This is a genomic window from Vulcanisaeta distributa JCM 11216, from assembly GCF_001315985.1.
GTDB lineage: Archaea > Thermoproteota > Thermoprotei > Thermoproteales > Thermocladiaceae > Vulcanisaeta > Vulcanisaeta distributa_E.
Window position 1 is genome coordinate 125,683 of sequence record NZ_BBBI01000002.1, and the last position, 26,342, is coordinate 152,024.

Annotated in this window: 35 protein-coding genes and 5 pseudogenes; 27 read left to right on the forward strand and 13 right to left on the reverse strand. The window is 44.4% G+C overall.

What is annotated here, in order from left to right:
* The first annotated feature begins 26 nt into the window (after positions 1 to 26).
* A pseudogene (amrS, locus tag JCM11216_RS02565) lies at positions 27 to 1,138 on the forward strand (AmmeMemoRadiSam system radical SAM enzyme).
* Positions 1,139 to 1,325: 187 nt separating this feature from the next.
* Here amrS and JCM11216_RS02570 read toward each other — a convergent pair.
* Complete coding sequence (locus tag JCM11216_RS02570) at positions 1,326 to 1,703, reverse strand: hypothetical protein (RefSeq protein ID WP_054853206.1); 378 nt, start codon at positions 1,701 to 1,703, stop codon at positions 1,326 to 1,328.
* 400 nt (positions 1,704 to 2,103) lie between these two features.
* Here JCM11216_RS02570 and JCM11216_RS02575 point away from each other — a divergent pair, with 400 nt between their 5' ends.
* Positions 2,104 to 2,622 (forward strand): hypothetical protein, encoded by a 519-nt coding sequence (locus tag JCM11216_RS02575; protein ID WP_054853207.1) that lies wholly within the window; start codon positions 2,104 to 2,106, stop codon positions 2,620 to 2,622.
* Between the two features lie 157 nt (positions 2,623 to 2,779).
* Positions 2,780 to 5,197, forward strand: coding sequence for a thermopsin family protease (locus JCM11216_RS02580; protein ID WP_054853208.1), 2,418 nt, complete (start codon positions 2,780 to 2,782; stop codon positions 5,195 to 5,197).
* Positions 5,198 to 5,200: 3 nt separating this feature from the next.
* On the opposite strand, the gene JCM11216_RS02585 is transcribed toward JCM11216_RS02580, so the two are convergent.
* Together JCM11216_RS02585 and JCM11216_RS15510 are read right to left on the reverse strand one after the other, a co-directional pair.
* On the reverse strand, positions 5,201 to 5,923 hold the full coding sequence (locus tag JCM11216_RS02585; RefSeq protein ID WP_243674927.1) for a hypothetical protein: 723 nt from the start codon (positions 5,921 to 5,923) through the stop codon (positions 5,201 to 5,203).
* Complete coding sequence (locus tag JCM11216_RS15510) at positions 5,880 to 6,041, reverse strand: hypothetical protein (RefSeq protein WP_243674928.1); 162 nt, start codon at positions 6,039 to 6,041, stop codon at positions 5,880 to 5,882. The genes JCM11216_RS02585 and JCM11216_RS15510 overlap by 44 nt, the downstream gene beginning before the upstream one ends.
* A 95-nt stretch (positions 6,042 to 6,136) precedes the next feature.
* On the opposite strand from JCM11216_RS15510, the gene JCM11216_RS02590 reads away from it, so the two are divergent.
* From JCM11216_RS02590 to JCM11216_RS02605, 5 genes are all read left to right on the forward strand, one after another.
* Positions 6,137 to 7,081 (forward strand): ParA family protein, encoded by a 945-nt coding sequence (locus tag JCM11216_RS02590; protein WP_054853209.1) that lies wholly within the window; start codon positions 6,137 to 6,139, stop codon positions 7,079 to 7,081.
* A gap of 24 nt (positions 7,082 to 7,105) precedes the next feature.
* Positions 7,106 to 7,459 (forward strand): hypothetical protein, encoded by a 354-nt coding sequence (locus tag JCM11216_RS02595; protein ID WP_054853210.1) that lies wholly within the window; start codon positions 7,106 to 7,108, stop codon positions 7,457 to 7,459.
* Positions 7,460 to 7,870: 411 nt separating this feature from the next.
* Entirely contained in the window at positions 7,871 to 8,095 is a 225-nt protein-coding gene (locus JCM11216_RS15515; protein ID WP_243674929.1) for a hypothetical protein, read from the forward strand.
* On the forward strand, positions 8,035 to 8,388 hold the full coding sequence (locus JCM11216_RS02600) for an alpha/beta fold hydrolase (protein WP_243674930.1): 354 nt from the start codon (positions 8,035 to 8,037) through the stop codon (positions 8,386 to 8,388). Before JCM11216_RS15515 ends, JCM11216_RS02600 begins: the two co-directional genes overlap by 61 nt.
* A gap of 59 nt (positions 8,389 to 8,447) precedes the next feature.
* On the forward strand, positions 8,448 to 8,651 hold the full coding sequence (locus tag JCM11216_RS02605; protein ID WP_054853212.1) for an alpha/beta hydrolase: 204 nt from the start codon (positions 8,448 to 8,450) through the stop codon (positions 8,649 to 8,651).
* Between the two features lie 23 nt (positions 8,652 to 8,674).
* On the opposite strand, the gene twy1 is transcribed toward JCM11216_RS02605, so the two are convergent.
* Positions 8,675 to 9,772, reverse strand: coding sequence for a 4-demethylwyosine synthase TYW1 (gene twy1, locus JCM11216_RS02610; protein ID WP_054853284.1), 1,098 nt, complete (start codon positions 9,770 to 9,772; stop codon positions 8,675 to 8,677).
* Positions 9,773 to 9,833: 61 nt separating this feature from the next.
* Positions 9,834 to 10,340, reverse strand: a pseudogene (gene tsaA, locus JCM11216_RS02615) (tRNA (N6-threonylcarbamoyladenosine(37)-N6)-methyltransferase TrmO).
* Positions 10,341 to 10,592: 252 nt separating this feature from the next.
* Between tsaA and JCM11216_RS02620 the strand changes: the two are divergent.
* The 5 genes from JCM11216_RS02620 (at position 10,593) to JCM11216_RS02635 (ending at position 12,716) form a co-directional block, all read left to right on the forward strand.
* Complete coding sequence (locus tag JCM11216_RS02620; protein ID WP_054853213.1) at positions 10,593 to 11,366, forward strand: glucose 1-dehydrogenase; 774 nt, start codon at positions 10,593 to 10,595, stop codon at positions 11,364 to 11,366.
* Positions 11,363 to 11,941: a class I SAM-dependent methyltransferase gene (locus tag JCM11216_RS02625; RefSeq protein WP_243674931.1), complete on the forward strand. Its 579-nt coding sequence runs from the start codon at positions 11,363 to 11,365 to the stop codon at positions 11,939 to 11,941. Before JCM11216_RS02620 ends, JCM11216_RS02625 begins: the two co-directional genes overlap by 4 nt.
* A 28-nt stretch (positions 11,942 to 11,969) precedes the next feature.
* Positions 11,970 to 12,149: a HEPN domain-containing protein gene (locus JCM11216_RS15520; RefSeq protein WP_243674932.1), complete on the forward strand. Its 180-nt coding sequence runs from the start codon at positions 11,970 to 11,972 to the stop codon at positions 12,147 to 12,149.
* Positions 12,115 to 12,345, forward strand: coding sequence for a hypothetical protein (locus JCM11216_RS15525; protein WP_243674933.1), 231 nt, complete (start codon positions 12,115 to 12,117; stop codon positions 12,343 to 12,345). Before JCM11216_RS15520 ends, JCM11216_RS15525 begins: the two co-directional genes overlap by 35 nt.
* A 68-nt stretch (positions 12,346 to 12,413) precedes the next feature.
* A complete protein-coding gene (locus tag JCM11216_RS02635) occupies positions 12,414 to 12,716 on the forward strand; it encodes a hypothetical protein (RefSeq protein ID WP_243674934.1) in 303 nt (100 codons plus the stop codon).
* Here JCM11216_RS02635 and JCM11216_RS02640 read toward each other — a convergent pair.
* Positions 12,713 to 12,946, reverse strand: a complete 234-nt coding sequence (locus JCM11216_RS02640; protein WP_054853214.1) for a hypothetical protein — start codon at positions 12,944 to 12,946, stop codon at positions 12,713 to 12,715. The genes JCM11216_RS02635 and JCM11216_RS02640 overlap by 4 nt on opposite strands.
* A gap of 87 nt (positions 12,947 to 13,033) precedes the next feature.
* Here JCM11216_RS02640 and JCM11216_RS02645 point away from each other — a divergent pair, with 87 nt between their 5' ends.
* Positions 13,034 to 14,380: a TldD/PmbA family protein gene (locus JCM11216_RS02645; protein WP_054853215.1), complete on the forward strand. Its 1,347-nt coding sequence runs from the start codon at positions 13,034 to 13,036 to the stop codon at positions 14,378 to 14,380.
* On the opposite strand, the pseudogene JCM11216_RS02650 reads toward JCM11216_RS02645, so the two are convergent.
* The 3 genes and pseudogenes from JCM11216_RS02650 to JCM11216_RS02655 form a co-directional block, all read right to left on the reverse strand.
* Positions 14,377 to 15,649: pseudogene (locus tag JCM11216_RS02650) on the reverse strand (TldD/PmbA family protein). The gene JCM11216_RS02645 and the pseudogene JCM11216_RS02650 overlap by 4 nt on opposite strands.
* Entirely contained in the window at positions 15,579 to 15,827 is a 249-nt protein-coding gene (locus JCM11216_RS15530) for a DNA gyrase modulator (RefSeq protein WP_243674935.1), read from the reverse strand. Before JCM11216_RS15530 ends, JCM11216_RS02650 begins: the two are co-directional and overlap by 71 nt.
* Positions 15,828 to 15,859: 32 nt before the next feature.
* Positions 15,860 to 16,282 (reverse strand): PH domain-containing protein, encoded by a 423-nt coding sequence (locus tag JCM11216_RS02655; RefSeq protein ID WP_054853216.1) that lies wholly within the window; start codon positions 16,280 to 16,282, stop codon positions 15,860 to 15,862.
* Positions 16,283 to 16,344: 62 nt separating this feature from the next.
* Here JCM11216_RS02655 and JCM11216_RS02660 point away from each other — a divergent pair.
* The 11 genes and pseudogenes from JCM11216_RS02660 to JCM11216_RS02685 form a co-directional block, all read left to right on the forward strand.
* Positions 16,345 to 17,192 (forward strand): annotated as a pseudogene (locus JCM11216_RS02660) (ABC transporter ATP-binding protein); the annotation flags it as partial.
* Entirely contained in the window at positions 17,169 to 17,321 is a 153-nt protein-coding gene (locus tag JCM11216_RS15535; protein WP_243675014.1) for a hypothetical protein, read from the forward strand. The pseudogene JCM11216_RS02660 and the gene JCM11216_RS15535, both read left to right, overlap by 24 nt.
* On the forward strand, positions 17,311 to 18,297 hold the full coding sequence (locus JCM11216_RS02665; protein ID WP_054853217.1) for an ABC transporter ATP-binding protein: 987 nt from the start codon (positions 17,311 to 17,313) through the stop codon (positions 18,295 to 18,297). The genes JCM11216_RS15535 and JCM11216_RS02665 overlap by 11 nt, the downstream gene beginning before the upstream one ends.
* A 125-nt stretch (positions 18,298 to 18,422) precedes the next feature.
* Positions 18,423 to 18,749 carry a hypothetical protein gene (locus JCM11216_RS15540; RefSeq protein ID WP_243674936.1) on the forward strand — a complete coding sequence of 109 codons (327 nt, stop codon included), beginning with the start codon at positions 18,423 to 18,425 and terminating at the stop codon, positions 18,747 to 18,749.
* Positions 18,709 to 20,217: an ABC transporter substrate-binding protein gene (locus JCM11216_RS02670; RefSeq protein WP_243674937.1), complete on the forward strand. Its 1,509-nt coding sequence runs from the start codon at positions 18,709 to 18,711 to the stop codon at positions 20,215 to 20,217. Before JCM11216_RS15540 ends, JCM11216_RS02670 begins: the two co-directional genes overlap by 41 nt.
* A gap of 17 nt (positions 20,218 to 20,234) precedes the next feature.
* Positions 20,235 to 20,444: a hypothetical protein gene (locus tag JCM11216_RS15545; protein WP_243674938.1), complete on the forward strand. Its 210-nt coding sequence runs from the start codon at positions 20,235 to 20,237 to the stop codon at positions 20,442 to 20,444.
* A 133-nt stretch (positions 20,445 to 20,577) separates the two neighbouring features.
* Positions 20,578 to 21,527: pseudogene (locus JCM11216_RS02675) on the forward strand (ABC transporter permease).
* Between the two features lie 15 nt (positions 21,528 to 21,542).
* Positions 21,543 to 21,869 carry a hypothetical protein gene (locus tag JCM11216_RS15550; protein WP_243674939.1) on the forward strand — a complete coding sequence of 109 codons (327 nt, stop codon included), beginning with the start codon at positions 21,543 to 21,545 and terminating at the stop codon, positions 21,867 to 21,869.
* Between the two features lie 50 nt (positions 21,870 to 21,919).
* Positions 21,920 to 22,120, forward strand: a complete 201-nt coding sequence (locus JCM11216_RS15555) for a hypothetical protein (protein WP_243674940.1) — start codon at positions 21,920 to 21,922, stop codon at positions 22,118 to 22,120.
* On the forward strand, positions 22,060 to 22,470 hold the full coding sequence (locus JCM11216_RS15560; RefSeq protein WP_243675015.1) for an ABC transporter permease: 411 nt from the start codon (positions 22,060 to 22,062) through the stop codon (positions 22,468 to 22,470). Before JCM11216_RS15555 ends, JCM11216_RS15560 begins: the two co-directional genes overlap by 61 nt.
* Positions 22,471 to 23,241: 771 nt before the next feature.
* Positions 23,242 to 23,529: a hypothetical protein gene (locus JCM11216_RS02685; RefSeq protein ID WP_243674941.1), complete on the forward strand. Its 288-nt coding sequence runs from the start codon at positions 23,242 to 23,244 to the stop codon at positions 23,527 to 23,529.
* 86 nt (positions 23,530 to 23,615) lie between these two features.
* Here the strand turns inward: JCM11216_RS02685 and JCM11216_RS02690 are convergent, their stop codons facing one another.
* The 3 genes from JCM11216_RS02690 to JCM11216_RS02700 form a co-directional block, all read right to left on the reverse strand.
* Complete coding sequence (locus tag JCM11216_RS02690; RefSeq protein ID WP_054853219.1) at positions 23,616 to 23,990, reverse strand: hypothetical protein; 375 nt, start codon at positions 23,988 to 23,990, stop codon at positions 23,616 to 23,618.
* Between the two features lie 64 nt (positions 23,991 to 24,054).
* Complete coding sequence (locus tag JCM11216_RS02695; RefSeq protein WP_054853220.1) at positions 24,055 to 24,318, reverse strand: hypothetical protein; 264 nt, start codon at positions 24,316 to 24,318, stop codon at positions 24,055 to 24,057.
* 55 nt (positions 24,319 to 24,373) lie between these two features.
* Positions 24,374 to 25,135 (reverse strand): hypothetical protein, encoded by a 762-nt coding sequence (locus JCM11216_RS02700; protein WP_054853221.1) that lies wholly within the window; start codon positions 25,133 to 25,135, stop codon positions 24,374 to 24,376.
* A gap of 217 nt (positions 25,136 to 25,352) precedes the next feature.
* Here JCM11216_RS02700 and JCM11216_RS02705 point away from each other — a divergent pair, with 217 nt between their 5' ends.
* Positions 25,353 to 25,682, forward strand: coding sequence for a hypothetical protein (locus JCM11216_RS02705; RefSeq protein WP_054853222.1), 330 nt, complete (start codon positions 25,353 to 25,355; stop codon positions 25,680 to 25,682).
* Between the two features lie 33 nt (positions 25,683 to 25,715).
* Entirely contained in the window at positions 25,716 to 26,009 is a 294-nt protein-coding gene (locus JCM11216_RS15565; RefSeq protein ID WP_243674942.1) for a PRC-barrel domain-containing protein, read from the forward strand.
* On the opposite strand, the gene JCM11216_RS02710 is transcribed toward JCM11216_RS15565, so the two are convergent.
* Entirely contained in the window at positions 25,922 to 26,233 is a 312-nt protein-coding gene (locus JCM11216_RS02710; protein ID WP_054853223.1) for a hypothetical protein, read from the reverse strand. The genes JCM11216_RS15565 and JCM11216_RS02710 overlap by 88 nt on opposite strands.
* Between the last annotated feature and the right edge of the window lie 109 nt (positions 26,234 to 26,342).

Genomic DNA, 26,342 nt, shown 5'->3' on the forward strand with positions numbered 1-26,342 from the left:
GTTAAAAGTGTATAAAGGTCCGAACCATGAGTATTACTGAAATGCCCATCTACTCATGGCCATTGAGAATTTATGAACCATCAAGCGAATTACTCAGACTACCCAACGTTAGGGAGAGCCCATTTAGTGTAAAGCTCGAGAATAACAAGGTCAAGTGCACCCTATGCCATAGGCATTGCACATTATCAAATGGGCAGGTCGGTCTCTGCGGCATGAGATTCAACGTAAACGGCAAACTCTACACAGCCGCATACGGCCTATTGACAGCGGCTGAATCAAGGCCGATGGAGATAAAGCCCCTATTCCATTACTACCCACGCACATCAGCTGACAATAAGTACGTGGGGGGGCTGTAACTTCCCCTGTGCATGGTGCCAAAATCATCATTTAAGCAAGTTCGCCAGTTTAGACGGTGTTTACGTACCACCTGAGAGGCTCATTGAATGGGCAATTGAAAATGGGGACTCCGGAATTAACGTAAGCTTTAATGAACCAACTATGCTAACTGAGTATGCGATTGATGCTTTTAGGCTTGCAAGGGCGAGGGGGCCTGCATGCCTCGATTAACACGAATGGTTACTTAACCCCCCCTGAGGCCTTGAAGGCGTTGTTTGATGTTGGCATGGATGGTATGAACTCGGACATTAAGGGTGGTCGTGAGACGTATAGGCAGTGGTTGGCTGCTGATTTTGATAAGTTAATGAGTACTCTTGAGTATGCCGTTAAGTTGGGCATTCACCTGGAGGTTACGTACTTAGTGATACCTGGTATTAACGATGATGAGGCTGATGAGGTAATTAATGCGGTGGCTAGGTTGGGCAGGGATGTACCGCTTCACATAACGGCTTACTACCCTGCTCATAAATTACGTAATCCACCAACGCCTGTTGAGTTAATTGAGGGTATTTGGAGGAGGGCCAGGAAGGAGCTTGACTATGTCTATGTTGGTAATGTACCTGGTCACCCAGGTCAGCACACGTATTGTCCAAGGTGTGGTGCTGTGTTGATTAAGAGGTTTGAGGATAGGGTCGTCGATGTTAAGCTGGTCGGTTATAAATGCCCTAGGTGCGGTTATGAGGTAAGGATTAGGGGGGGGTTCATTGGTAGGTATGGCAATCTATACAGGAGGTTCGTATAGTCAGTTCTGGGTCTTTTTCTTGGATCATCCCCCCCAAGCTTCGCCCTGGCCTAGCCAGGGTGATCTACCTTGGGGACTCATTACCACTTCATTGTTAATCCTCTCTAGGCTTGGTACGTGTATAATGCCTAGCTTAATAAGGGAGGCCATTATTATGGGCTATCAATACCCGCGTCTTACCTAGGTATTACTTAACATACTCATAGACTAGGTTACCCTTATCGTTAAGCCTCTTCCTAATCCTACCCTTACTACTTAGGCTCTCTATGGCCCTTAGAATATCAGCAACCCTAAGACCCCCCCTGGACTTGCCCCCCCAGGCCATTAACTCATCCTTGGTAATGACACCCCCCCTACTCATTATGTGGCTTAGTACGGCATCCTCGGTACTGGAAGAATGCTGCTGAACAGTATTCTCAGGCTGTCTCGACTCCGACGCCTCAATTGGTTTGATTACGGCCTTAGTTTCAGTCTTTGGTTTTTCCTCAGTGCCATAGAGGAATGATGTTATTGATGCTGTTCCCTGTTCCTTGTTTTCCTCCTTCTTCCTAGCCCTTCTGGACACAGTATATTGTCATTCCTAAATTTAATATTACTTACTACTGCCATTCATGGTATAATACTAAATAATTCAATACGTAATGGATTCATCAGGCATAAGTTACATTGTAGAGTGCCCTCATAGGTTATGGTCTTTAATGTTGCGTTGAAACTTTGACTTTTTGTATTGGCTAGGTTATATAATTCAATTACGATACTTTAGAGATCTTTTTATTTTTGTCTTCAGGTTTTATATAACATAGTCTTTTATTTTATTAATACTTTTTATTTTATTTAAATTAAGAATTGAATATTAGAATAAAAGAATAGAAATAAACGGCCTGTTCTTAGAAAATTGAAGAAAAACTTAAATAGGGGGTAGCTTGACTTTCATTTAATGTATTACAAAATAAATAGGGGGCGCTATGGAGATTTCACATATACTCGTAATAATCACTTTGTTCACTTTGGCAATAGCTATACTGGCGCCATTCCACTTTAATGTAGGTAGGCTTGGGCAAACAATATACTCACTGATTAGCGGATCAAGTGCCTATAGTGGTAGTAACCCAAGTTACATAGAGACGAGCGCCACCATGAGCAGCTCAGATAATATAGTCACAATAGCAATAACCATAAGAAACAACGGCAACAGCTCAATAATACTGAGTGGCACCACACTAATTGGATCTGCCAAATGCAACCTGAGTCCCTTAATAATTATTCCACCACAGAGCACAGGTGAGTTAACGCTGTCCATATACACAATGGATAATACAATGTCAGATCCAGTAACCGTAAACGTCGGCGGTGATGCATACTCAACAGGTACGCCTCAAATATTTTGTTACGGAACCTACCTAAGTTTGGCGGATAATAACGGCTTCACCATAGTGTTTAGTACGGTTAATGGTGGTAATATTTACGTAAACGTTAATCAATGAACAGCATAATTTCCAGCGCATTTTATTTATCATTTCTATGAATTGAGGACCAAGACCTGCTGAGCCTTCTTTCAATTGATGATTATTGGTAGGGAGTATGAAAATTAGGTGTTCTATCCCTAAATAAAAGATAAAAAGGTCTAGCCAAGTAAATGGGATGCTGAGTATGGACGTTAATTTTTCCATAGATTATAATGTAAAGTTGGCAATAGGCATAGCATTAGCGATGATGGTAATTGCATTATTAATAATTGCGGGTCAGGCGATGGCTCAATCAATACTTGGTTATGAAGTCACTGAACCACAACCAAACATGTTCAGCTACATAAACCCAACCACCATGGGACTCACGAAATACCCAGCTCAGTCTGGGGGGGTTAATGATACGACAACTGGAATGGTCATACTACTACCTAGTTATTATTTACCATCTCAGTACAATGTATCAACTGGCCAATACATAAACATATATGTTTGGTCTAATCAGTCGGTAACGGTTTACTTAATGAACAATGAAGAGTACTCGGCCTTCTCGTCGGGTGAATCGTATAACTACATTGGTGAGGCCAGCGGAGACGTTATTGAGAAGGCGTTCTATATAGGTAATGGTGGTACTTACTATATAGTCATTGATAATAATAATAATCAAGGTACTGCGTTCGTGCTTTATGAAATAACAGAATCGCCAAACCCAGAGGGGCCTGTTTTTCCAGTGGGAATTGCCGATTATGGACTAGCCATGCTTCAGGGCAATTTAGTTGCATATGAATATTCCACGAATATGTTCGTTGGGGAGGTCACAATCTACAATGCAAGTACGATGGAGCCTAATTACTGTCCATCGCTGGAGAATGAACCAGGTAATAATTGGTTTAGTGTTCAATTAAATGTGGTGATGCTTGTTCAAACAGTCAATGGTGTTAATCAATATTATTGGTTACAGAATGTGTTGGAGTTTAATTCTCAGGGTGATCAGTTTCAGGTTCTTGATAATGTTTGGAATGATTCGGGTAGTACTAGTGTGATTAATTCGGCGTTAATTAGTGGTAATGGTGGAGTGACTTCCTCAGGTGGTAGTGTGCTTTATTATGATTGGGGGGGTGTGGAACAGCCGGAGTCGGTAACCCTGCCATTCACCATTTACCTAGTCATAAAGACAGGACTAAGTAGCAACGGCTATCCATGGGCAGCCTTCGGATACTCACTAAACGGACAAACAACCACATGGTACGACAACATAACAATAAAGATACCATCAAGTTATGTGGACATCGTTGTAACACCGCCTAATCCCCCCCTATCAAGTAAGTACGTACCATTTAATGATGCTGAGTTGGTGGTTGCAGGCCCATGGAGTAGCGAGTGTACTGTAGCCAATACCCTAGGCGTAGAGTTGGGTCTTTACTTTAAGTATGGTAGTTACCTGGTTCCAATACCGTACATGTGGAATTTCGGCATGCACACGGCTGAATCAATATTTAATGCATCATCAATATCCGTAGGCCCGGGCATGGTTTTTGTGAGGAACGGTTATGAAGAACCAGCATACTTAACGAGTTACTTCGCCTTACTTACAATTCATAATGACCTTAACGGCATATCGAATACGTCAATATTGGCCCCCCCAGGCACATTAATCAAGGTCAATGAACCAAGCATTATTATATTCAATAATGGGACTAGGTATGTATTTTACGGCTATGTGATCAATGGCTCCGAGCTTGTGAGTAATGCAAGCCTTAATGTCGTCATTAATGGATCAACAAACATAGACATCGAGTGGATTAAGCAATACCTAATCAATGTAACAAGCCCAGTACCTATATTAGTAAATGGCAGCGTGGTAAGCACATACAACGGCTGGGTAAATGCCTACTCAACCCTCGCATTAGACGCACCCGCATACTACGTACTAAGCAATAAAACAAGGCTGGCCTTCCAATACTTCTACGTCATTAATTACGAGCCATACTACACAATTAATTACCCATACAACATATCATTCACGATAAATTCACCAATGTCATTCACAGCAATATACGCGAGGCAATACCTAGTGAGCATAGTATCCACGGTGCCCATTTACATAAACAACACAGCATATACGAACTACACGGACTGGGTCAACGAGGGGGGGTCAACACTGACGGTTTCAATACCAAGGTACTACCAATTCAATAACCAAACACGCTGTTTATTCAACGGAAATACCACAACAATAATACTCACAGTAAACAGCCCTGAGGAATTAACCATAAACCAATGGACAAGGCAATACCTAGTCAACATAACAAGCCAATACCCACTGACCATAAATGGAACAACAACGATGCGATACATCAACTGGCTGAGCCAGGGAACGACAGTGACAGTAAGGCCAAGCATCACATTCATAGACGGCCTCCTACTCCAGGAACCAGGTTACACAATTACGGTTAATGAACCCATTAACATGAACATCAAATGGACAGCGAACTGGGCGCTCACAGCCATGCTCTATTCGGCCATTGTAATCGCCATAGCATTAACAGCATTATTAGTAAGGAGGTCACGAAACAAACCAAGACTTAACTAGGCCTTAAATTTTCCAAGCATCAACCATGCGCACATCCCCATCGGCCGATACGCGGTACTTATGGTACTCACCATTACCAAGTGCGCGGCAATTACCAACGAAACCCGGCCTGTAGAAGTCAATCACGGTTGATGATGCGTAAAGCACACCACCAGGAACCTCACACTGATAAAGCCTATAATACGCCTCCCTAGCCTCTCTCTTATCATCATCAAGAACCTTATAATAACTACCAACAATCAGCGTGATGTAACCATCCCCCCCAACCAACGCAATGCCAAGGTTCGCGCCTGTCCTCACGAACTTAAGCAGCCAAGCTAGGTCGTCCTTGGCTATGTCACCCTTAATACGATTTGCAAGGGCCAAATTGGCGATGTAAGTATCATTAAACCTAGCCGCGTAATCCTTGTCAATACCAACCTCCCTGGCAATATCATCCCTATAGAAGGAACCATTATGGATCATGTAAAGCTCAAGGCCGTCCCTAGTCACGGCCCTAACAGGGTGCGTAGAGAATATGTTTTTAGGCGTGCCGGTGCTCGCGGCTCTGGCGTGCATCATCATTAGCACGGCGTCATCATTATTTACATTACTTAGAAAGCCCCTAATGACATTAATGGGGGGGTTATCCATGAATATGGCCCTCACGCTCCTATGATGAACCGCAAATGAGGAAGCAACATTAACGAACAGAACCCCCCCAACCATCCTCATGCCTCTCCTCATTAAGGAATCTCTTACCGTGTGGGTCCATGGATGCCGCCTGCACAAGGCTATTGCCGATGCCAACCAGGGTATCACCCGCATTATTGAACCTACCAAGGGCAACAACAAGCCTACACATATCCGTTGGGCTATGTGATGGGAATTTAATAAATGTTTTGCGTTTTACAATTGAACATAAAACTTATTAGGAGGTACGCCCAATAAACAATTATAATGTTTACAATAGCATTCATATCAGCAAGCGGCGGTGCGGGAAAAACAACCCTGGCTGTGAATACGGCGGCGTCCCTAGCCATCGATGGACGCAAGGTGTTATTCATAGACTTTGACCCATCGGCAATGGCAACCCGAGTACTACTGGGTAGGACATTCGACGAATGCAACCTAAAGACCTTAATGAAGAGGCTCGTTGAATACCGTAGAGGTTACTTAAAAAGTATGCCCGTGATCAATGAATGTCTTCGTCAACATGTGATTCCAGGAAATAACGCGGCCTTTTACGTACTACCTGGGGGAAATTTAGATGAAATTAGCAGTGAAATAAAGAACGTACCTGACTGGGGATTACTTCTCAGGTCACTTACTGATAAGTTAATGGAGGAAATAGGGTATGATTTTGATGTAATAATTTTGGACTCACCAAATTGGGTTTATCAATTCTTCGAAATGACATTTCCACTTGCCCCCCCACTTTATGTGGCTATTACGAGGCCCGGTCTTCAGGAAATTAATAAGTTTGTGGACTTCCTTAGAAGGGTCGTGAATATGTTATATAACCAGAAAATCTTTGTTCCAAGAAATAAGAATTATGAAAGCTTAGTATCATACGTAGTTAACCAGTATAGATCTAACATGAAAGCACAAGATATCATGAAGGCTTGGCATGAGGTAAATGAAATCATAAGCAGAGAATTCCCAAATACACGTCCACTAGTAACTAATAACATGCTTGATAAGTATTATGGTGATGAGGATACCGAATTCGTAGGATTCAGGTACTTAGATGAAATGTCCTTAGACTCATATGTAGAAAGCGGCCCATTATACGTAAGGAAACGTACTACGAAGAGCACAAGACCCATTAAGCAGTTTGAAGCATATTATAAGTTACTGAAGCAGTTCATTTCAGAGATGACACCAGTGGAGGTAGATCACTAAGTAATTAAACGCAGGTGCTGAAGAGTGGCGAGGCAATGTAGGGAAAACGAGTACATGGCAATAATAGCACGCCGCCTAAATTGTAACGAACAATACTCAATAAATCTCGGCTTTATTAACGTAAAACCCGACCTGTCATGCAATGGCATTGCATACGAAGTTGAGTGCGAGGACAAGGTACATTATGGCGTTGGGCAGGCCATAGCTTATCAATACGGTGGGTTAAAGGCAGGACTCATAGTAATAACGACGGATGAGGACAACAATAAATTAAGTCAATTAATGAACTTCCTAAGGTGGGCACGTAATAAGCTGGGCATTGAAACCTATATCTTCAGGTGTATCCAGTATGACTGCGATTTATTAAAAATTGAGTAAGCAATTAAAATAATACAAACAACTAGGTTGCATAAGGCATAGTACACGAATTCCTAGGCATATGATAAATAATATAATATGGCAATACTAATATTAATAATGAACTATGAATTACCTATGGCGTGTGTGAGGTGGTTCGGGCGCGCGCATAATTTTCGTAATCATTCTATTCCTAATTAATGTTCAATTACTAATGAAGTAAACTATATAGATTTGTTGATAATGAATATAGTATTATATATTATGGATGCATTATTGCGTTATCTTTATGGATTATGTAAATTATATATAGTAAGTAATGTAAATACTTAATTGCCTTGCGGATTATTATTTCAATATGCCATACGCGATATCTGGTGATGGTACTAAGATTTACTATGAGGTAATTGGTAGGGGGGTGAGCCATTGGTTTTGGTTCAGGGCTTTAGTTGGGACTTGACTGCCTGGCACTTCCAGTGGGAGTTGGGCTATAGGTTTAGGCTTGTCCTCATTGATAATAGGGGGGGTGTGGGTCTTTCCGACAAGCCGAGGGGGGGCCGTATTCCCTGGATTCCATGGCCGATGACGTGTATGCTGTGGTTAGTGAGCTTGGGTTTAGGTCTATTCACTTGCTTGGTTTCTCTATGGGTGGTATGATTGCCCAGGACTTCGTGCTTAGACACGGTGATGTGGTTAAGTCCCTAATCCTCGTCTCCACGATGCCCCCCCACCTGGAAATAACCCCCCCAGAGCTTAGGCAGTTCACGGAAATGGCCCTTAAGCTCTATGATGACTTCAACATGTTCACTGGCGCACTGCAGGTTGCCTTTAGTGAGGGTTGGATTAGTAGGAATGAGCAGGTCTTCCAGGAATTAACGAGGATGTTCTTCAATAGGAGGATGCCTAAGGAGCCTACGTGGCCCAGTTGGAGGCGATGGGTGCTGATTTGACGCCTAGGCTTGGTGATATTAGGGTGCCGACTACCATAATCCATGGGGGAGGCCGATAGTTGATACCCATTGAGAATGGGAGGAAGCTGTTCAGTGGTATACCGAATTCCAGGTTTGTGGTATTCCCCCCCGATGCTGGGCATGCCGTGTATATTGAGAGGCCCAGTGAGTTTAATGAGCAGGTTATTCGCCACGTGGAGCTTGTGAATTCCGGTAAGTTCAATGAGTATATTAAGCGTGAGGAGAGGGTAACCTATACGTGATTTTATCCCTGCCGTTAAATCAATCACTTAATCTTTGCCTGGTCCTCGGGCCTAACGATCCACCTATCGACATACCTACTCATGTTCTGAAGAACCACTATCCTACTCGGCTCATCCTCATCCATGTACCTGAAGTTACCACCAAGCCTATTAATCTCCTCGAGCAGCTTCAAGGCCCACTCCCTAACCTCCTCATGCCTAAGCATGTCACTCCTCTTCAGCCTAAACGTGGAGTGGCCCAGGTGCATGTAGGACTTAACCTCGATGAAGTGTGGGTTGCCGATTAGCATGAGCTTTGCGAATTCAGGTATGTACTTGAAGTCGTAGTTGAGACTCCTTATCAGGGTTATCCTAATGACCGTCCTCGTATTCAACCTACTGAGCAACTCAAGGCTCCTCAACCACCTCTCCCACGCATCCTCCCTATACATCACCGGCACATTAATCCTATAGAACAACTCCCTGTTTGGCGCGTTGCAGGATAGGTATAGCTGTGTTGGTAATGCATCCTCACGCTGCAGTCTCTCGAGCATTTCTGGGTGCTCTCCATTCGTGACTATGAACACGGACTTGGTGTTCGGCAGGTTCTTGAGGTACTTAACGAGTCGTGGTAGCTTTGGATAGAGAGTTGGCTCCCCCCCAGACAGTGATATTGACCAGTGTGTTGGCACCAAGGCCTCCTTAGCCCTGTCCTTGGACTTTGGGTTTCCGAAGTAGCCAGTCAATAGCCTATACCTCTCCCTAAGTATTCCCTGTACAATTTCCTCTGGATCATCAACCAAGTCCTCACTGGGTATGAAGGAGTCAAAGGACTCGGTCGGTCTCCAGCAGTAGACACACCTATTACTGCATATCATGCCCACTGGGCTAAACTCAGCACATCTGTGGGAACCACCTGCCGGTGCACCATAGAACTTAAACTTGTAACAGCTTTGTCCCTTAACCAGGGCGCTTTTCGTCCAGTGGCACAGCTCGACGGTTGAGTGGTTGTATATGCCGTAGCTGGCCTTTATTAATTTGGCCTTTGTCTCGTCAGTGATCCGTATCCTAATCCTGCCATTAACTTCACCAATTGTATGATACTTCAGTGATTCCTTAATTACCTGTTCGATCTTCTCCATTACTATCAAGTCACTATGTCCTAAATTTAGAAATATAAACTTTTATCTAGGCACTATTCAACTAAATAACGCCACCACCAATCCTCCTCCAAAGCGTGGAATACCACTCGGGTGCTTTTAGATCACTGGCGCTAATGGATCTATCAGGTGTATAGGGCTTTATGTCCAGTATTGGCGTTCCATCAAATAGGTCAAGCCCAGAAACCCTGAGGAACCTACCATCCTACCAACAAGCCTAACAATACTAAGGCCGATGGGGGGGTTCGGCCTATGTGGCGAGTCTGTAGCAAACACACCAACCTCAGGTAACTCCTCAGGGCTAATCCCAAACTTAACGAGCCTTCTTGGCCTGACCACGAGGACCCTGCGCTGCTCCCTATTGACCTTATTGAATAACGAGATTAGTATTAGGTGGGAGAAGCCGTCAATGCCCCCTTAATCCATCGGCAAATTCCTCAAAGACCTCGATAACGCCGTCAACGCCTTCATTGGATGCCCTTATCGCATCGTCACTAAGTCCATGCCTAACAATACCTATTGGCCTTAGGAATAGACCGTTCTCGTTCATTACGAAGTACTTTGATAATTCGTAAATGGCATCTTCATCCTTAAGTAACTCCGTTATTAATGAACTCAATAGACCCCCCCCTCCTTGGCCTTTCTTATTAATTCCCCGAGACTCACATTAATGAATTTTAGATACGCCGTTTTAAGCATCGCTAACCATTACCTCATAAGCAAAGTATTGCGCAGTCCCGCGTGATTACATATTCTATAATTAGTATGTACTTAAATACAGATATATGATTTAGTTAGCGGTATGGGTAAGTTGGATGGTAGGGTTTCGATAGTGACCGGGGCAGGGAGTGGTATTGGTAGGGCCATTGCGTTATTATTCGCCAGTGAGGGTTCTAGGGTGGTCGTCGTTGATGTGAATGATAGGGGTGGTGAGGAGACGGTAGGTATGATTAGGAATAATGGTGGCGATGCCTTCTTCATACATGCCGATGTGTCTAGGGAATCGGATTGTTCAAGTGCTGTTAAGGAAACGATCAATCATTATGGGCAGTTAGACATACTTGTGAACAATGCGGGAATTGACTTGCCAAGGGCGAAACCCAGTGCTGACTTCACGATTGAGGAGTTTGACAGAGTTATTAACGTGAACCTTAAGGGTGCGTGGTTAATGAGTAAGTACGCAATACCTGAAATGCTTAGGCAGGGTAGGGGCGTGATCATTAATGTCGCGTCTGTGGCCGGGTTGAAGCCGCTGCCGTATGCAATGCCCTACTCGGTTTCGAAGGCTGGCTTGATAATGCTCACGGAGGTTATGGCTGTGGAGTATGGCAGCAGGGGCATTAGGGTTAACGCTGTGGCGCCTGGGTGGGTTAGTACGCCGATGGCCGTTAGGGCCGCGTCTGCCTATGGAACAACGTATGAAGACTTCACAAAACTATTCCTACAGAGGATTACACTTGGTAGGTTTGCCGACCCGATGGAGATAGCCAGGGTAGTGCTTTTCCTGGCGTCTGATGACTCGTCGTACATGAATGGTTCCGTAGTCGTTGTTGATGGGTCAATAACACTAACGTGAGTTTGGCAATAATGGGTGATGGCATGTACGAGGAGCTCAGGCACTTTAATGAAAAAGTGGCGAGAGCCTATAGATTGGAAGAGTTACCACTGTGTTGGGTGTACATAGTAACAGCCAGGGTACTTAGGAGTATTGTTAGGCCGCCTGCGAGGATTCTCGAGATTGGCCCGGGCACTGGCAGGTTGGCCAACATGTTGGCTGGGTATGGCTATTACGTGGTTGGCGTAGACATTAGCCTACCAATGCTCAGGCAGGCCAGGAGGTTTAACAGGCCTGACTTCATTAATGGCACTAGTTGGCAGATGCCCATTGTTAATGGCAGGTTTGATGCCGTGGTGGCCACACTCACGCTTCATCATTGGAGCAAGCGGGAGGAGTCTATTAGGATCATATATGAGTTATTAAGGCCTGGTTCTGCCTTAATCATTGTCGAGGCTGATAAGGATAGGGTTAGGTTTGTTGGTAGTCATGGATGTACCGAGAGGTGCTTTACTGAGTTGTTATCGCCATACTTTAGCATCAGTATTAGGAAGATGTTCCCGCTAATAATAGCCATTGGTAAGAAGTTAAAGTAATTAAATTACGGCATGGGCTTAGCAATGCATGAGCGGTTTGTATGTTAATAAATTAAAGAGGAGAGCCCTGAACGCACTCCGTATTGCTGAAAATACTGATGATTTTGATTTAGCTATGTTCCTCATAGATCAAGCTCTTCAACTTTACATAAAGGCTGTTTATTTCGAGTTGTTTGGGTCTAAAGTTAGGGGGGGGTCACGGCATTAGGGAATTGATTGGCATGTTAACTAAGGAACTTGAATTTCAGGGCTTTAATGAGTTAGTGCGTGAGTTAAGGGATTTTGTGGTTTCTAATAGGGATGTTCTAATAATGCTTGAGGAGGCGTACACTGAGGGAGGTATGGCGAAATTAGTTATGATATTGATGATGTATCTAAAGCATTTGATGTGGCTAAGGAATTAATAAGATTGTTAGATAAGGTTGTTAGTAATGTCAAGTTGGGTTAGGTATCACTTCGAGCATTTAAGGAGGTGGAGGGAGTATGCGGTGGCGGTTATGAGGCTGCCAAGGACTTGGTACCAAGCGTTAGGGTTTTGTCATTGGTGGGGGTTGCCGAGGGTAGGACTACGGTACTTAGTGACATAGACATACTAATAATCATACCGGGAGGAATCACTGTGAATAAGGGTAGGCTTTATAGGGACATTCTCATTAGGGCTATGGATGTCTACGGTCTTCCCTGGGACGCACCGGTAGAGTTACACATAGTCTACGATGATGAGAGTAAGTATTACCTCGAATCATCAAGTAAAGTCATTGAAATTAGGGCTTAAGCGAAGCAGCCGTTTCTTAGGTAATTCCATACGATGCCTATTGATGAACCCTCAATTATTACTACTGAGGATGCAATCGCTATGTTTATTAATGATGGTGGGTCAATAACCATTGTAAATAAGGAAAGTAGAAATGCCAGACCTAATTGCGTTGCCGCAAGTACCTTAAGCAGTCCCTTATTCATGGTGCTGCACTTAACGTTTTTCCTTGATTGAATTACCTTCTCCATAGGTACTTAGAAAAATGGTTTTGCTAGATATTTAAGTATTGATGCTGTTAAGAAATGCATTAAATACCTTAACTATTAACATTATGCGTGGCTTCATTAAACGAATTAGGACGTATCATTAGGGATGTTAGGGACTTGGTTGATGATGCCATAATTATGTATAGGAGGGTTAGGTGGTCGATGATTAGGTTTGCCAATAATGAACCCACGATAGCCAATAACTGGGTAACTCATGAAACAACGATATACATCGCCAAGTCAAGGAGGTACTTAACTGCGTCGCTCTCTACGTCAGATATAAACGCCATTAAGAATAAGATTCAGGAGTTGCTCAGGGAATTAAATAACATACCTGAGGATGAGCTTTACGTACCGTTAACTCATGGTGGGAAGCCAAGCCAATTAGTTGGTAAGTATGATAGTAGGATTGAAGGCAATGTTGATAAGCTAATTGATGGATTAAATGACGCAATCCAGGTATCGCTCAATGAGGGTTCACAGAGAAATGCGGGTGCAATGACCTTCGGCGTTGAGGAGCGTTACTACGTTGATAGTGCTGGGCTTGAGCTTGATGATAAGGCTTCCTTCGTGGCCTTCACGATTAGGGCATTCATCGATGATTTAACAGCCACGTCGGTGTCTATATCCAACACTCTCGATGGATTTAAACCAAAGGATGCAGGTGCCGAGGCAGGTCACTTGGTGAGATTAGCTAAGGATTTACCAGAGGAGAGTATGAGTAGTGGCAGGTACAATGTGGTTCTTGGTCCGTTGGTATCTGCCCATTTATACGGCGTGATGACCGCCATGTGGTTTAACGCCTACTCAGTAATAACAGAGATGTCGGGCATTTCTAAGAATGACATTGGTAATACTATAGCTAGCGAGGGATTATCAATAATGGATTTATCAAGCGACCCCCCCAGCGCCTTTGGTTCGGAGTCCTTTGACTACGAGGGCAATAAGACAATGAATATGGAGGTAATAAGGAGGGGAGTACTCACTGGGCTATTACATAATAATAGGACGGCCGCTAAATTCAATACAACCAGTACAGGTCATGCAGTTGGTAATTGGTTACGGCCGAGACCGAGACATGCGGCAATAGGCACAGGACAATTACCCAGTGATATTGAGGCAATAGCGACTGAGCTTGGGAATGGCATTATCGTAACGAATAATTGGTATACAAGGTTTCAGAATGTTAAGGAGGGCATATTCTCAACGGTCATTAGGGATGTGGCGTTTTTAGTGAAGAACGGTAAGTTAAGTGCCAGGGTTCGTGGATTGAGGATTGCGGATTCCTTCAAGACATTGCTTAGGAACTTCGTCGACTCAAGCAGGGAGGCTAGGCAGGTTTATTGGTGGGACTCGCCACTACCTGGCACGGCGCCGTACGTGTTAATTAGGGATTTAAACATATCAAAGGGTTAACGCGGTGCTTTCAAAACCCTGACGTTAGCCGCCCTAAAAGTAGGTCCACCTAAGTAGACAGGGACTCCCTGCTCCGGGTTACCCTTGCCGCAGGTTCCTGGGTAGAACCTGAGGTCATTGGCCACGGCATCCACGCTGCTCCACAACGTCTTTGTGTCGACCTCAATGAATGGTTCCCTAACCATGTACTTCAGTTCCCCATTCTCTATGTAGTAGGCCTCGAAACCCCCCCATAACGCCCAAACCAGCGTTTATCGTCAATGTTCCACTCAGTATATGAGGCGATGTACAGCCCCCCCTCCTAGTCTCCCTGATTATCTCCTCAGGTTTCCAATTACCCGGTGCTAGGTACGTGTTTGCCATTCTCGGTATCGGCTCCTTATCAAACTCACTGGCTCTAGCGGCGGCATTACTTGATAACCCAATGTATGATGCGTACTCCCTATTCATTAAGAACTCATTAATCACGCCATTCCTAACCAGGAACCTTGGCCTGGCAGTGACGCCCTCCTCATCGACTAGGTAGAAGCCGTAGCTATTGGGTATTGTTGGGTCATCAATTATCGTGACCAATCCACTACCAATCCTGTAACTACCCAGGTAGTCCGGCCTGGCGTATGACTCACCGGCCTCGGCACCCTCCCTACCCATGATCCTATCCAACTCCAGCGGGTGGCCTATACTCTCGTGAACCATTATACCCGCCAACTCGGGGGGGCTTAGCACTACATCCATTACCTCGTCATGGGGGGGAAGCGGCCTAGCCTTATCAAGCACGTCCCTAATGGCGCTGACCTCCCTATCAACCTCACCATCAACGCCACTTAAAATCTCAAAGCCACCTGAACCACCGAACTCAATATTCCTCTGGGCGCTGCCTTTCTGCGGGTCATAGGCTATTAATGAACCGAATAGATAGACCCTGGGCACCCTACTCCTAACGTGGGCCCCCCCATCACTGGTTATGATTAACTTCTCAGTAATGGTGGTGCTCAGGAATAGGTTTCTAACCCTAATCCTGGGTTCAACCCTAGCATGAACATCAAGCTCGCTTAAGTACTTAATTAAGTACTCATTTGATAAATCCTCAACCCTAACCCTCTGACTAACATCATACGTAATCCTAGCCAGCCTCTCCCTACTAATGCTCACCTTCCTCCTCCTAAGCCTAGCCACAGACCTAGCCAACGACACGGCCCTACCCACAGCATCCCCTAACCGACTCCCAATCAGTATTACTCGTAGCGGCGAAACCCCCCCACATGCCATCAACCAAGACCCTAACTGAAACACCGCCATAGGAGTAGCTGCTCAATGACTGAAGTGCACCATTCCTAACATTAACAAACCTAACAGTATCAACCTGATATCTAACCTCGGCATAGGAAGAACCACTGCCCAGGGCGAGGTCAAGAGCCTTAGTCATTACATCCTCAGGCAAGCTCATTAAGTAGGCGCCAAATAACGGCTTTATAGATATTACGTGTTTAATTCACCTATGTCCCTACATAGTGCCTCATAATAAGTACTTGGTTGCGGTATATCTTTGATGATTATCACCTTCCTGTTCCGTAGTACCAAGTATATTGAACCGCAATTGAAATGCTTAGCTAGTACTCCCTGAGATATGAAGCAGTCAATTACCTGCCCTAGGTCCACGGTCTTAATCCCCCCCATAAAACTCCTTATGGTTATTGACTTATCCTCTATGCAGTACTCATGCATTTGTTTCCATAGGGCATATGTACCTAGCATTGCGTACCATAGTGCCACAAAGATTATGTAGTTTATAATCTTTGACGGCGTTATTTCAAGAAATAATGAGAATATCGCCAGTACTATTGTGCCCTTAATAATAGTCTTTTCAATCACAGGCTTAATGCATCTATGAGTATTATTCATTTAGATGAGGTATCAAGTTAAGACTTTAAAATAATTAAAGCCATTACTTAATTAAAATAAATATGGCCCTTTTAGAGGTTAGGGAACTAAGTGTGGTTTACAGAACTCCCTTTGGTATTGTTAACGCGCTTAATGACGTGACCTTTAACATCGACAGGGGCGAGTCACTTGCTGTTGTTGGTGAGTCGGGTAGTGGAAAGTCGACATTGGCCTTAGCCGTGTCCAGATTATTACCACCCAATGCTAGGTATGTAAGTGGATCTATAATGTTTGATGGAATTAATATACTGAGGTTGAGTAGTAGTGAAATTAGGAGGATTAGGGGGGGTACGGGAATATTCATGGTGTTTCAGGAACCAGCCACAAGCCTAAACCCCGTGTTTAAGGTTAAGGATCAGTTAATGGAGGCCGTGAGGATTAGGTATGAGAGGGAGGGCAACACATTCGATGAGAGTAAGGCAATTACTGAGATAATGAGTGTACTTAGGGATGTTAGGATACCTGACCCTGAATTAATAATTGAAAGGTATCCACACCAATTATCTGGCGGCCAAATACAGAGGATTATGATAGCCATGGGCCTATTAATGAGACCTAAGTTGTACATTGCCGATGAACCCACGTCGGCACTAGACGTAACAGTACAGGCCCAGATACTTAAGCTGCTCAGGGATTTGAAGAGGGAGTACGGCATATCAATACTCTTCATAACCCATGACATAGCGGTAGCCTCAATAATCGGTGATTCAATAATGGTACTATACGCAGGCCAATTAATGGAACTAGGCCCAACAAAAAGCGTCATTTATGAACCAAGGCACCCATACACACAGGCGCTGTTGAGTAGTATACCGAAGATTAGTAAGGCTGAGGCAAGTTGCCAGCAATAGGTGGTACTGTACCGAACTTACTAAATCCGCCAACAGGTTGTAGGTTCCACCCAAGATGCCCGTATAAAATGGATATATGTGGCAAGGTTGTTCCAAGCCTTGTTAAGGTTGATAATACATATGTGAGGTGCCATCTATATGGGCAGTGATGTAATAATTAGAACCGAGCACTTGGTTAAAGTGTTCCTTGCAAAGAACTACGGTATAATAAACAAAATCCTAGGTGAGAAACCCCTCTTTGTTAGGGCTGTTGATGATGTTAACATTGAAATAATCAACGGAAAAACAACCGCCCTAGTTGGTGAGTCGGGAAGCGGAAAAACAACCCTGGGTAGATTATTAGTAACCCTTGAGCGTCCCACGTCGGGTAGGATATACTTCCATAATATCGATATAACGAATATCAAGGGGGGGAAAGACTTACGAAACATTAGGGCCAAGCTCCAAATGGTATTTCAGGATCCATACTCAAGCCTAAATCCAATGATGAGAATCAAAGACATAATAGGAGAACCACTAAGAAACAGAGGCGTTAGGGATAGGGAATTAAACGAGGCCGTGGCCAAGATAATGAGTGAGGTCGGGCTTGATTATTCATCATTAGCCACGAGAAGGCCTAATGAATTATCTGGTGGTCAGAGGCAGAGGGTTGCCATTGCGAGGGCGTTAATTACTAATCCTGAATTCATAGTTCTTGATGAACCAACCTCAGCACTGGATGCATCAACACAAGCCCAGGTACTTAACCTTCTCATTGATTTACAAAGTAGGCACAATCTAACGTATTTACTCATTACACATAACATAGCAGTTGCCAAGTATATGAGCGATCTAATGATGATAATGTACATGGGTAAAATCGTAGAAATAGGAAACACCAGCATAATTCTAAAGGAACCATTACACCCATACACCCAAGCACTTATTGAATCAGTACCTGATATTAACAAACCTGAGTTAAAACCACCAAGTGGCGAGGTCGGTAGCCTTGTTAATCCACCAAAGGGTTGTAGGTTCTACCCAAGATGCCCATTTAGAATGGATATATGCCGTGAAAAGGAGCCACCCGTTATAGAAACAAAAAATGGTATTAGGGTTGCATGTTGGCTATATGTAAAGAAATAATCTTGTAAAATACCTTGTATAATATTGATAAAAGAAACCTATATCCTGAGATATTTAATAATGATTATTTATGAAAAATTGAAAATAATAATAATACTTAAAAATTAATTACATTGTTAATATTTATGCCGGGGAAGGGATTATCAAGAAGTACGGCGATAATAATTGCCGTTATAATAGTCGTAATAGTAGTCGGTGTTATAGCCTATCTGCTATATAAACCACCAACTAAAGTATCAAAACCTACTACCCCTACGTCTAATGTTACCACGGTTACGGTAACACCGACATCAAATAACACACTCGTCGTGGCAGAAACAACACCACCAGATAGCCTAGACCCAGCAATAGCGGCATATACGCAGGACATGGAGATACTGTACTCATGCTATCAGACCCTGGTGATATTCAATGGCACCGACCATCATCCTTCCTACCAGCCTAGCATATAACTGGACAGTCTCAAATAACTACCTCAACTGGACCTTCTACATAAGGCAGGGAGCGTATTTCCAGAATGGGGGGGACCAAATAAATGCGACAACGGTCTGGTTCAGTATTTATAGGTCAATAGTCATGAATCAATTCGGCGCATTCAACTTCCTTGACCTACTATACAACGGTACAGTAGCTAGCACGACTGGTTACGCGACTCCCTGGGGGGGTGTTTGCCGTGCCATGGAGCAGATCTTTGGTCTTCAATTCCCGAACCCACAGACCAACCTGACTGGCTATGAGGAGGAGTGCGCCAACGCCCTAGCCAACGTACTAAGCAACTTCAACGTACATAATCAATCCATAGTTGAACTAATGGAATACCCAGACCAGGCAGTAGTGGTTAAGGGACCATACGAGGTTCAATTCAACTTATTGGCGCCGTATTATGACTTCCTCGGTGTAATGGCTGGTTCATGGGCCATGATCGTAGACCCCACGTTTGTGGACCAAAATGGCGGTGTACAGCCTGACCAATCCACATCCTACCTAAGTACTCACATGCTATGCAGTGGACCATACACACTGTCCCAGTACATACCCGGTGAAGAGATAGTACTAACGGCTAATCCAAACTATTGGGCTGCAAAGAACCCACCAAACTTCATGCTCGCCCCTGCCCACATACAGAACATAGTCATTAAGTACTACACAAGCTTTGACGAGGAAATACTTGCGTTCAAAACAGGCTCAGCACAGGCAATTGACCCAAGCCCGCACGAATCACCACCACCAATATATCTCTCAGCCATACTATCAATACCCAACATAGTCATGTACGGGCCAGTATGGTCAGGCGGTGATGTATTCCTCGTATTCGATACCCAGAGGTATCCGTATAACTTAACCGTGGTGAGGGAGGCCTTTGCATATGCGATAAATACCACGGAAATAATAGACACTGTACTAAAGGGGTTCGGTGCGCCATACCTAGGTCCAATACCGCCATATCCGCCTAATCCATACTATAACCCAGGTAATTTACCGCCATACCCATATGATCCAAACAAAGCAATTGAGCTATTGGCAAGTGCTGGGTTCCAGCTAACGCTACCTAACGGTACAGTAATTAATCCAAGCGGTAAACCATTAACTGTGCATTTATGGTACATAAGCACTGACCTAACATTCACGCAGGAGGCGCAGATGATACAGCAGATGCTCAGTAACATCGGTGTTAACGTAATACTTGAGGGTGTCCCCCCCGTGAGCTACCTTGTCTCTGCTATGGAGAATCCACCAACATCACCACAGTACCCAGGTTTCTTCCTACTTGACTGGTACCCAGATTGGTGGGACCCGGTGGCTCAGGAGGCTTGGTTCATACTTAATGTTGACTTTGGAGGTATTTCCGGTAATGAGGCTTGGTACAATAACTCACTAGTTAATACATTAACCACAGAGCCGTATTCACGACAAACATAACACAGAGAGTCGAATTAATGAACCAGGTATATGCCCAGGTATATAAGGATGTACCATACATATGGCTATACGAACCCGCGTTCTACGGGTTCACCTATAAGTACGTATGTGGCGTTTTAATTAATCCGCTGATAACAGGCTTCTACTACCCAACAATGTACTTCTACAACGGTACAGGCGCGTGCATAAACTATTCGCCGATATACACAACAACGGGTAGTTCATAGTTAATATTATTTATTTAAGCGAGTTAAATTTAAAAATCATTAACAATTCTTTGTAATAATGGGGGGGCTTGCCTCATTTCTAATTAGAAGAGGCATAAACATGGTAATAACGGTGCTTGGAGTGATCTTCATAATGTTCATAATAACACACGTAATAACACCAAACCCAGCGGTTGCATGGGCAGGTCCACACCCTGTACCATCAATAGTTGAGGCAATAACTAAGGAGTACCACCTAAATGACCCCCCCGTATATGTTCAATTCTACTACTTCTTAATAGCCGTATTTCAGGGCAATTGGGGTGAGGACCCAATGTATCATCAACCAATAATACAATTAATTGACGCCTATTTCCCAAGGACACTTGAATTAACAATAGCCGCCATGATAGTAATAATAATTCTGGGGATTTTAACGGGCGCCATTGCAGCAGTACGTAAGAATACTCCAACCGATTACACGATTAGGGCGTTTTACCTAGTGACTTGGTCAATGCCGCCATTTCTGGTTGCCATGCTTCTTCAATTAGCCATAGCCTATGGATTAAGGTTATTACCAGCCACAGGCCTCGCCAATCCATTATTACCCCCCCACCAAAGCCAATAACTGGAATGCCAACGATTGATGCCTTGATAGAGGGCGACTGGCCATACTTCTGGTCAAGCCTTAGGCACTTAATACTACCAGCAACCGCATTGGCGCTTGTGGCCTTTGGCATAATTTCAAGGTTGATTAGGAATAGCATGATTGATATTGCCTCAAAGCCATTCATAAGAACCGCAATAATGAAGGGGGGGCTTAGGGATAGGGATGTGGTATTTAAGCACATGCTTAGGAATGCATTAATACCCGCAATAACCGTATTGGCACTAACCTTTGCCTCGTTACTCGCCGGCGCGGTGGTTATCGAGGATGTGTTCTCATGGACGGGAATGGGATGGCTACTAACACAGGCATTATATCAACAGGATTACCCATTAGTAATGGCTGGTACCTTCATCGTTGCGGTTGGTGTCGTAATCGCGAATTTGGTGGCCGATATACTTTATGCGGTTGTAGATCCTAGAATTAAACTCGAGTAGGTGGGTGATATAGCCATGCAAATAACCGTAACAACTGAACGCAGAGTTTCATCATTAAGGCTCTTCATGACCTACATGATTCATAACCCACCAACACTCGTTGGCTTCATAATAACGGTGGCATTCTACGGCTGGGCAATAATCGAGGGTGTACTACAGCTACTGAGTATGATACTTCATAACTCGGCAATTGGATACGCATTACTACCGTACAATCCATTCGCGACAAACTATGCCGCTGCCTTTCAACCCCCCCATCAATTAAGCATGTATTTGGAACGGATAACCTGGGCAGGGACTTATTTAGTGAAATACTATATGGAACACCAACCGAGGCCCTAATTTCAATACTTGTTGTAGGATCCGCAATAATAATTGGAGGATTCATAGGCATGGTATCTGGGTACTTTGGTAAGTACGTTGATGAAGCTGGTATGAGGATCACCGACATGTTCCTGGCATTCCCAGCAATAATACTAGCGCTGGCAGTAGAGGCCATAATAGGTAGGGGCGTTATCAATGCGGCTATAGCCTGGTTGTTGTTTGGTGGCCAACATACGCAAGACTCTTTAGAGCCGAAACACTTAGGGTAAAGACGCAGTACTTCATCGACGCAGCAAAACTCTCTGGGACGAGCACGATAGGCATAATATTTAGGCACATATTCCCAAACGTATTAACACCAATTATTTCCTACGCAACCATTGATCTAGGAAACGTCGTGCTAACCTACTCAATAATAAGCTTCCTAGGCTTTGGAATACCACCACCATACCCGGAATGGGGGGGTAGGCTCGTGTCCGAGGGCTTTCAATACTTCCCAGCACCTGCCTGGTGGTACGCAATAATACCTGGCGTGGTAATAACAATAGTCGTAATCGGGCTTGCACTCCTTGGTGATGGAATATCGGAATACATAACGAGCGGAGGCATAACGGCGTAAGTATTGTATCAATGAAAACAATCAGTAAGGATGTCCCTCATCAAATCTCAGGGTCTAGGGACTCATCATAAACATGACCAATAAGTTTACACATGAATATATTGATTTCTTAACTAAACGAAAGCTAAACACTACGTATACTAGTATGGGTCAGACTTGCCAGGTGATCAGCATCGAGTCAGCCAACCCTCTCTCGTCACCGCAAACGCTCATTACCCACGCACTTAAAGCCTTTACTCCAGGGAAATAAAAATCAGCAGTGGTCTTTCACTTCACAGATCCGATACTGGGCCCTCATCACGAAATATTCATATTCACATCACAATTTATGCCCTTCTGTTTAACTCCGCAGAGCTCATCATGTTTAGTCGGAAGCGTAATCACGAACTGCCTACTGAACCTGGCAATAATCATGCCTTAATTACAAAGCCTTATTTGAGGCTCTCCAAGGAGTAAGTTTAACTCCAGCTCATCCATCAGTATGGGTACTAGTATAGGGCTTAACTAGGTTGTATAGTATGCGTAATTATTGGCTTATATGCACGATGCATTGCGCCTATATGCATGGCTCGGAGGGGGGGTTGAACAAGGATTTGGTGGGCCCGGTGGGATTTGAACCCACGACCTACGGGTTAAGAGGCCACAAAAACGAGAAGGCAACAATCAACACCTCGGGAATGGAGCCCACGATTGATAAGTAGTTGAATTTCAATTACCCAACCAATTGTAAGCCGACCACGCTCATTCCAGCCCCACGGGAAGCTAATTAACTTGCCCAGGCGTGGCTTTACAGCCATGATGAGCCAGGTGATGGAAAGGGCTAGGGAGTTAATACGCGAGGTTGGTGGCTCACTCATAATCCTTAAGCCCGTGAGGAATGGGAACCAGTACGTGGCTAAGCCCATTGATGAGACTGGCGAGGCACTACTCGAGATGGCCCGTGGCATGTACCTGAATGTGTTAATCATAACTGAGGATGGGCAAATAGGCTTCATCGCCAAGGCATCCGCATTCCATGGGAAGCCTGCGATATACCTGCCAGGAGGTTGGGTAAGTTAATCGAGAGGTACTGGCTTGAGGACAAGTCATTATTATGCGTGATAAGCATATTAAAGAGCCCCGGCTGAGCCGGGGGGGCTTGCGTATTAAAATATATGTAGTAGACTATGTCCAGCTAGCTCGTTTAGGACATCCCTTAAGGTGGCTATGTCGTATACCACAATGAGTGTATTGAGCTCATCATTATCAAGCCTATAAAGCGCGTAGCCATCCTTTACCTTATTAGGAGCCTTATTCGTGAATACCTTAAACACTTTACTCACTATATTAAACCTCCAGGAGAGGAGCGCGTCGTTCAGCTTATCGAGGAAGTCTGCCGCCGCCTTCACAGAGCCTTTATTAAGTGGTACTACCACCATGTCGAGGGTCTTCACATCATTATCCCCCCCAATTACCTCCTTAAGGTCAAGTAGGTGCTCATCAACCTCCTCAAGGGGCTTCCCCTCATTTATTAAGTCCATGAATACCTCCTCCTGTATACTCCTTACACTATAGCCGATAATCCATGACGACTCACCCTACCGGCTAATACGATACTATCAAACGGCCCGAAATACCCAAGCCCTTAGCCACGTCATCCCTCACCTCCTTAATCCTCTCCATATTAATCTCTAACCCAATGGCCCTTAACAACCCCCCCAGCACCTCATCTGTGGATATATCCTTCGCCGTCACTATGTACTCAATGATTACCTTCACGGGCTTACCACCAAGTCTCTTCACCACCCTCTCAATTTCATCCCACTCCAAAAGAACCTTCAATGCGGTCTCCACTATTACTGACTCCATACCCAAATAATTCTATTCACACTAGATTTAATATATTACTATCCTTTACAAATCGTTAAACCCTCCTCAATAAGTTACTCTTTTTGAGGTTGAGAATTATATCCTTAACTTCCCCCCCCGCGAATTGTGCTGGATTCACGTCCTGCGGCGTGTATATAACGCCCCCCCTTCCACTAATGAGGATTTGCATGTCCTTCTTAACATTCTTCAACGTTATTGCACTGATAACCCCACCGCGTTTTATCAAGTCTTTAGTGACCTCGGAACCCTCAAGCTCCTCACCCCACATAATACTACCCTTAAGCCTAACGTCTGGTAAATCCCTAATCACAATCCAATTTAACTTACCAAGCCTCTGTATTTCCTCAATAAATTCGTGTGGATTCTTGAAGCTAATTGTGACTTTAGGGAGACTTGAAACTCTAAGTCTCTTTAAAACGCCCTCGAATTTCGGTAATGCCTCTGACTTATCAGAAATCGCTAGTAGCACATCATTTAATTCTTGATTATTATAGGGATATAGGTACACCGTATATTTTTCCTTAACAGGCCATTCACCATTGATTATCGGCACGGAATTTATCGCCTCAAAATTCACGATTAGGTACTCCTGCCCCCCCTGCATCAATGCTTGAGACTTAACCTCAATATAGAGGGGGGGTACGGAAATGGGGGGGTTCCTAATCCCATCAACATCAGGAATCCTCACCATCTGTTTATGATACTCGTACTTCTCGGTAATACTCCTCAACTTATTAATAAAGTCATCCCTATCGCTTAAGTCCCTGAAGAATAGTATCCATGCAATTGTCGGCATTATTAAACAAGAAGTTCTAAGGATTATTAAAGCTATTTTTAATAATAGACCAACTCGGCAGTACCAAGACCCTACTTCCCGAAAACTCCAGCCCGCTGACTAGGCTTGGCTTAAGCCATATTATAACCGAAAGCCTCGCCCTTCAGGGCGGGGGGGAGGAGATAAGTTATTTTATCCATAGTACCTTATAACCCCCCCACAGTTAATATTAACTCCAGTGGTTCTATGCCTCATCACGACTCAGAACCCCCCCAAGGCCCAGCACCAAGTAATCCGGGGGGAGGCTGGTATTAAAGCCTCATCAGTTGGCTTAAGTGATAATACACAAGCAAATACGGCGAGGCTAATTAAAGCCCAGGCCGGGCTTGGCGTTAGCATGGAGGTGGTACTCGAGTGGATGGATATAGAGTGCCCCCCCAATGGCGTGGTTAGAGTCCTCGGGAACAGGAAGGCAAATGCCTACTTCATTGAGGAGGGCTTCATACTCGTTGTTGGGGAGAACGCATTGGAGAGGGTTAGGGAGATTGTGTGTAGGGAGCCAAGCTAATTAGCAAGCCATGCCTCAAAAGCACGAGGAATTATGAAGGTGACGGACATCAAGATCGCAAGGGTCTACACGAACAAGGCGATTAGGATTGGGAGGAGGGAGTACAGGCCAGGCGAGGAGGTCACTGTCATGATAGCCACGAAAAGTGGCTCAATTGTCAGGTTCAAAGCCAAGGTCGTCCAGTGGTCTGGCGGTCAGTACGTATACATACCACGAGCCATAATGAGAGCTTACAATATTCAGGTCGGCGACGAGGTTATAATCCTCTCGACCTCAGCGAGTAATGAGGCTACCCTACGACCCCCCCTTGGGGTTAATACCAGGTAAGTCCTAGTCCTCCCAGTCTCCTCAACCCTCCTCTCCACGACCTCCACAAGCCCGTACTTCTGAAACACTACAAGTATCCTAAACCAACCAGCCCCCCCACCGAGGTGGATACTCCTCTTTAGGTAGGTGAAGTCTGCCTCCCCCCCACCAGCCTCGTGGAGAGCCACGAGGGCTTTAACCCCCCCCGTGACGCTTAGTTCCTCCCAGAATTCCAGGAGCACCATTCACACCCACCAGTTCACACTGGGAATCCTAGTTTAATGTGTAACTGCACAAGGCACGCCCGTAGGCACGAACATACCCTTTGTGTAGTTGAACAAAAAGCTTATAAAA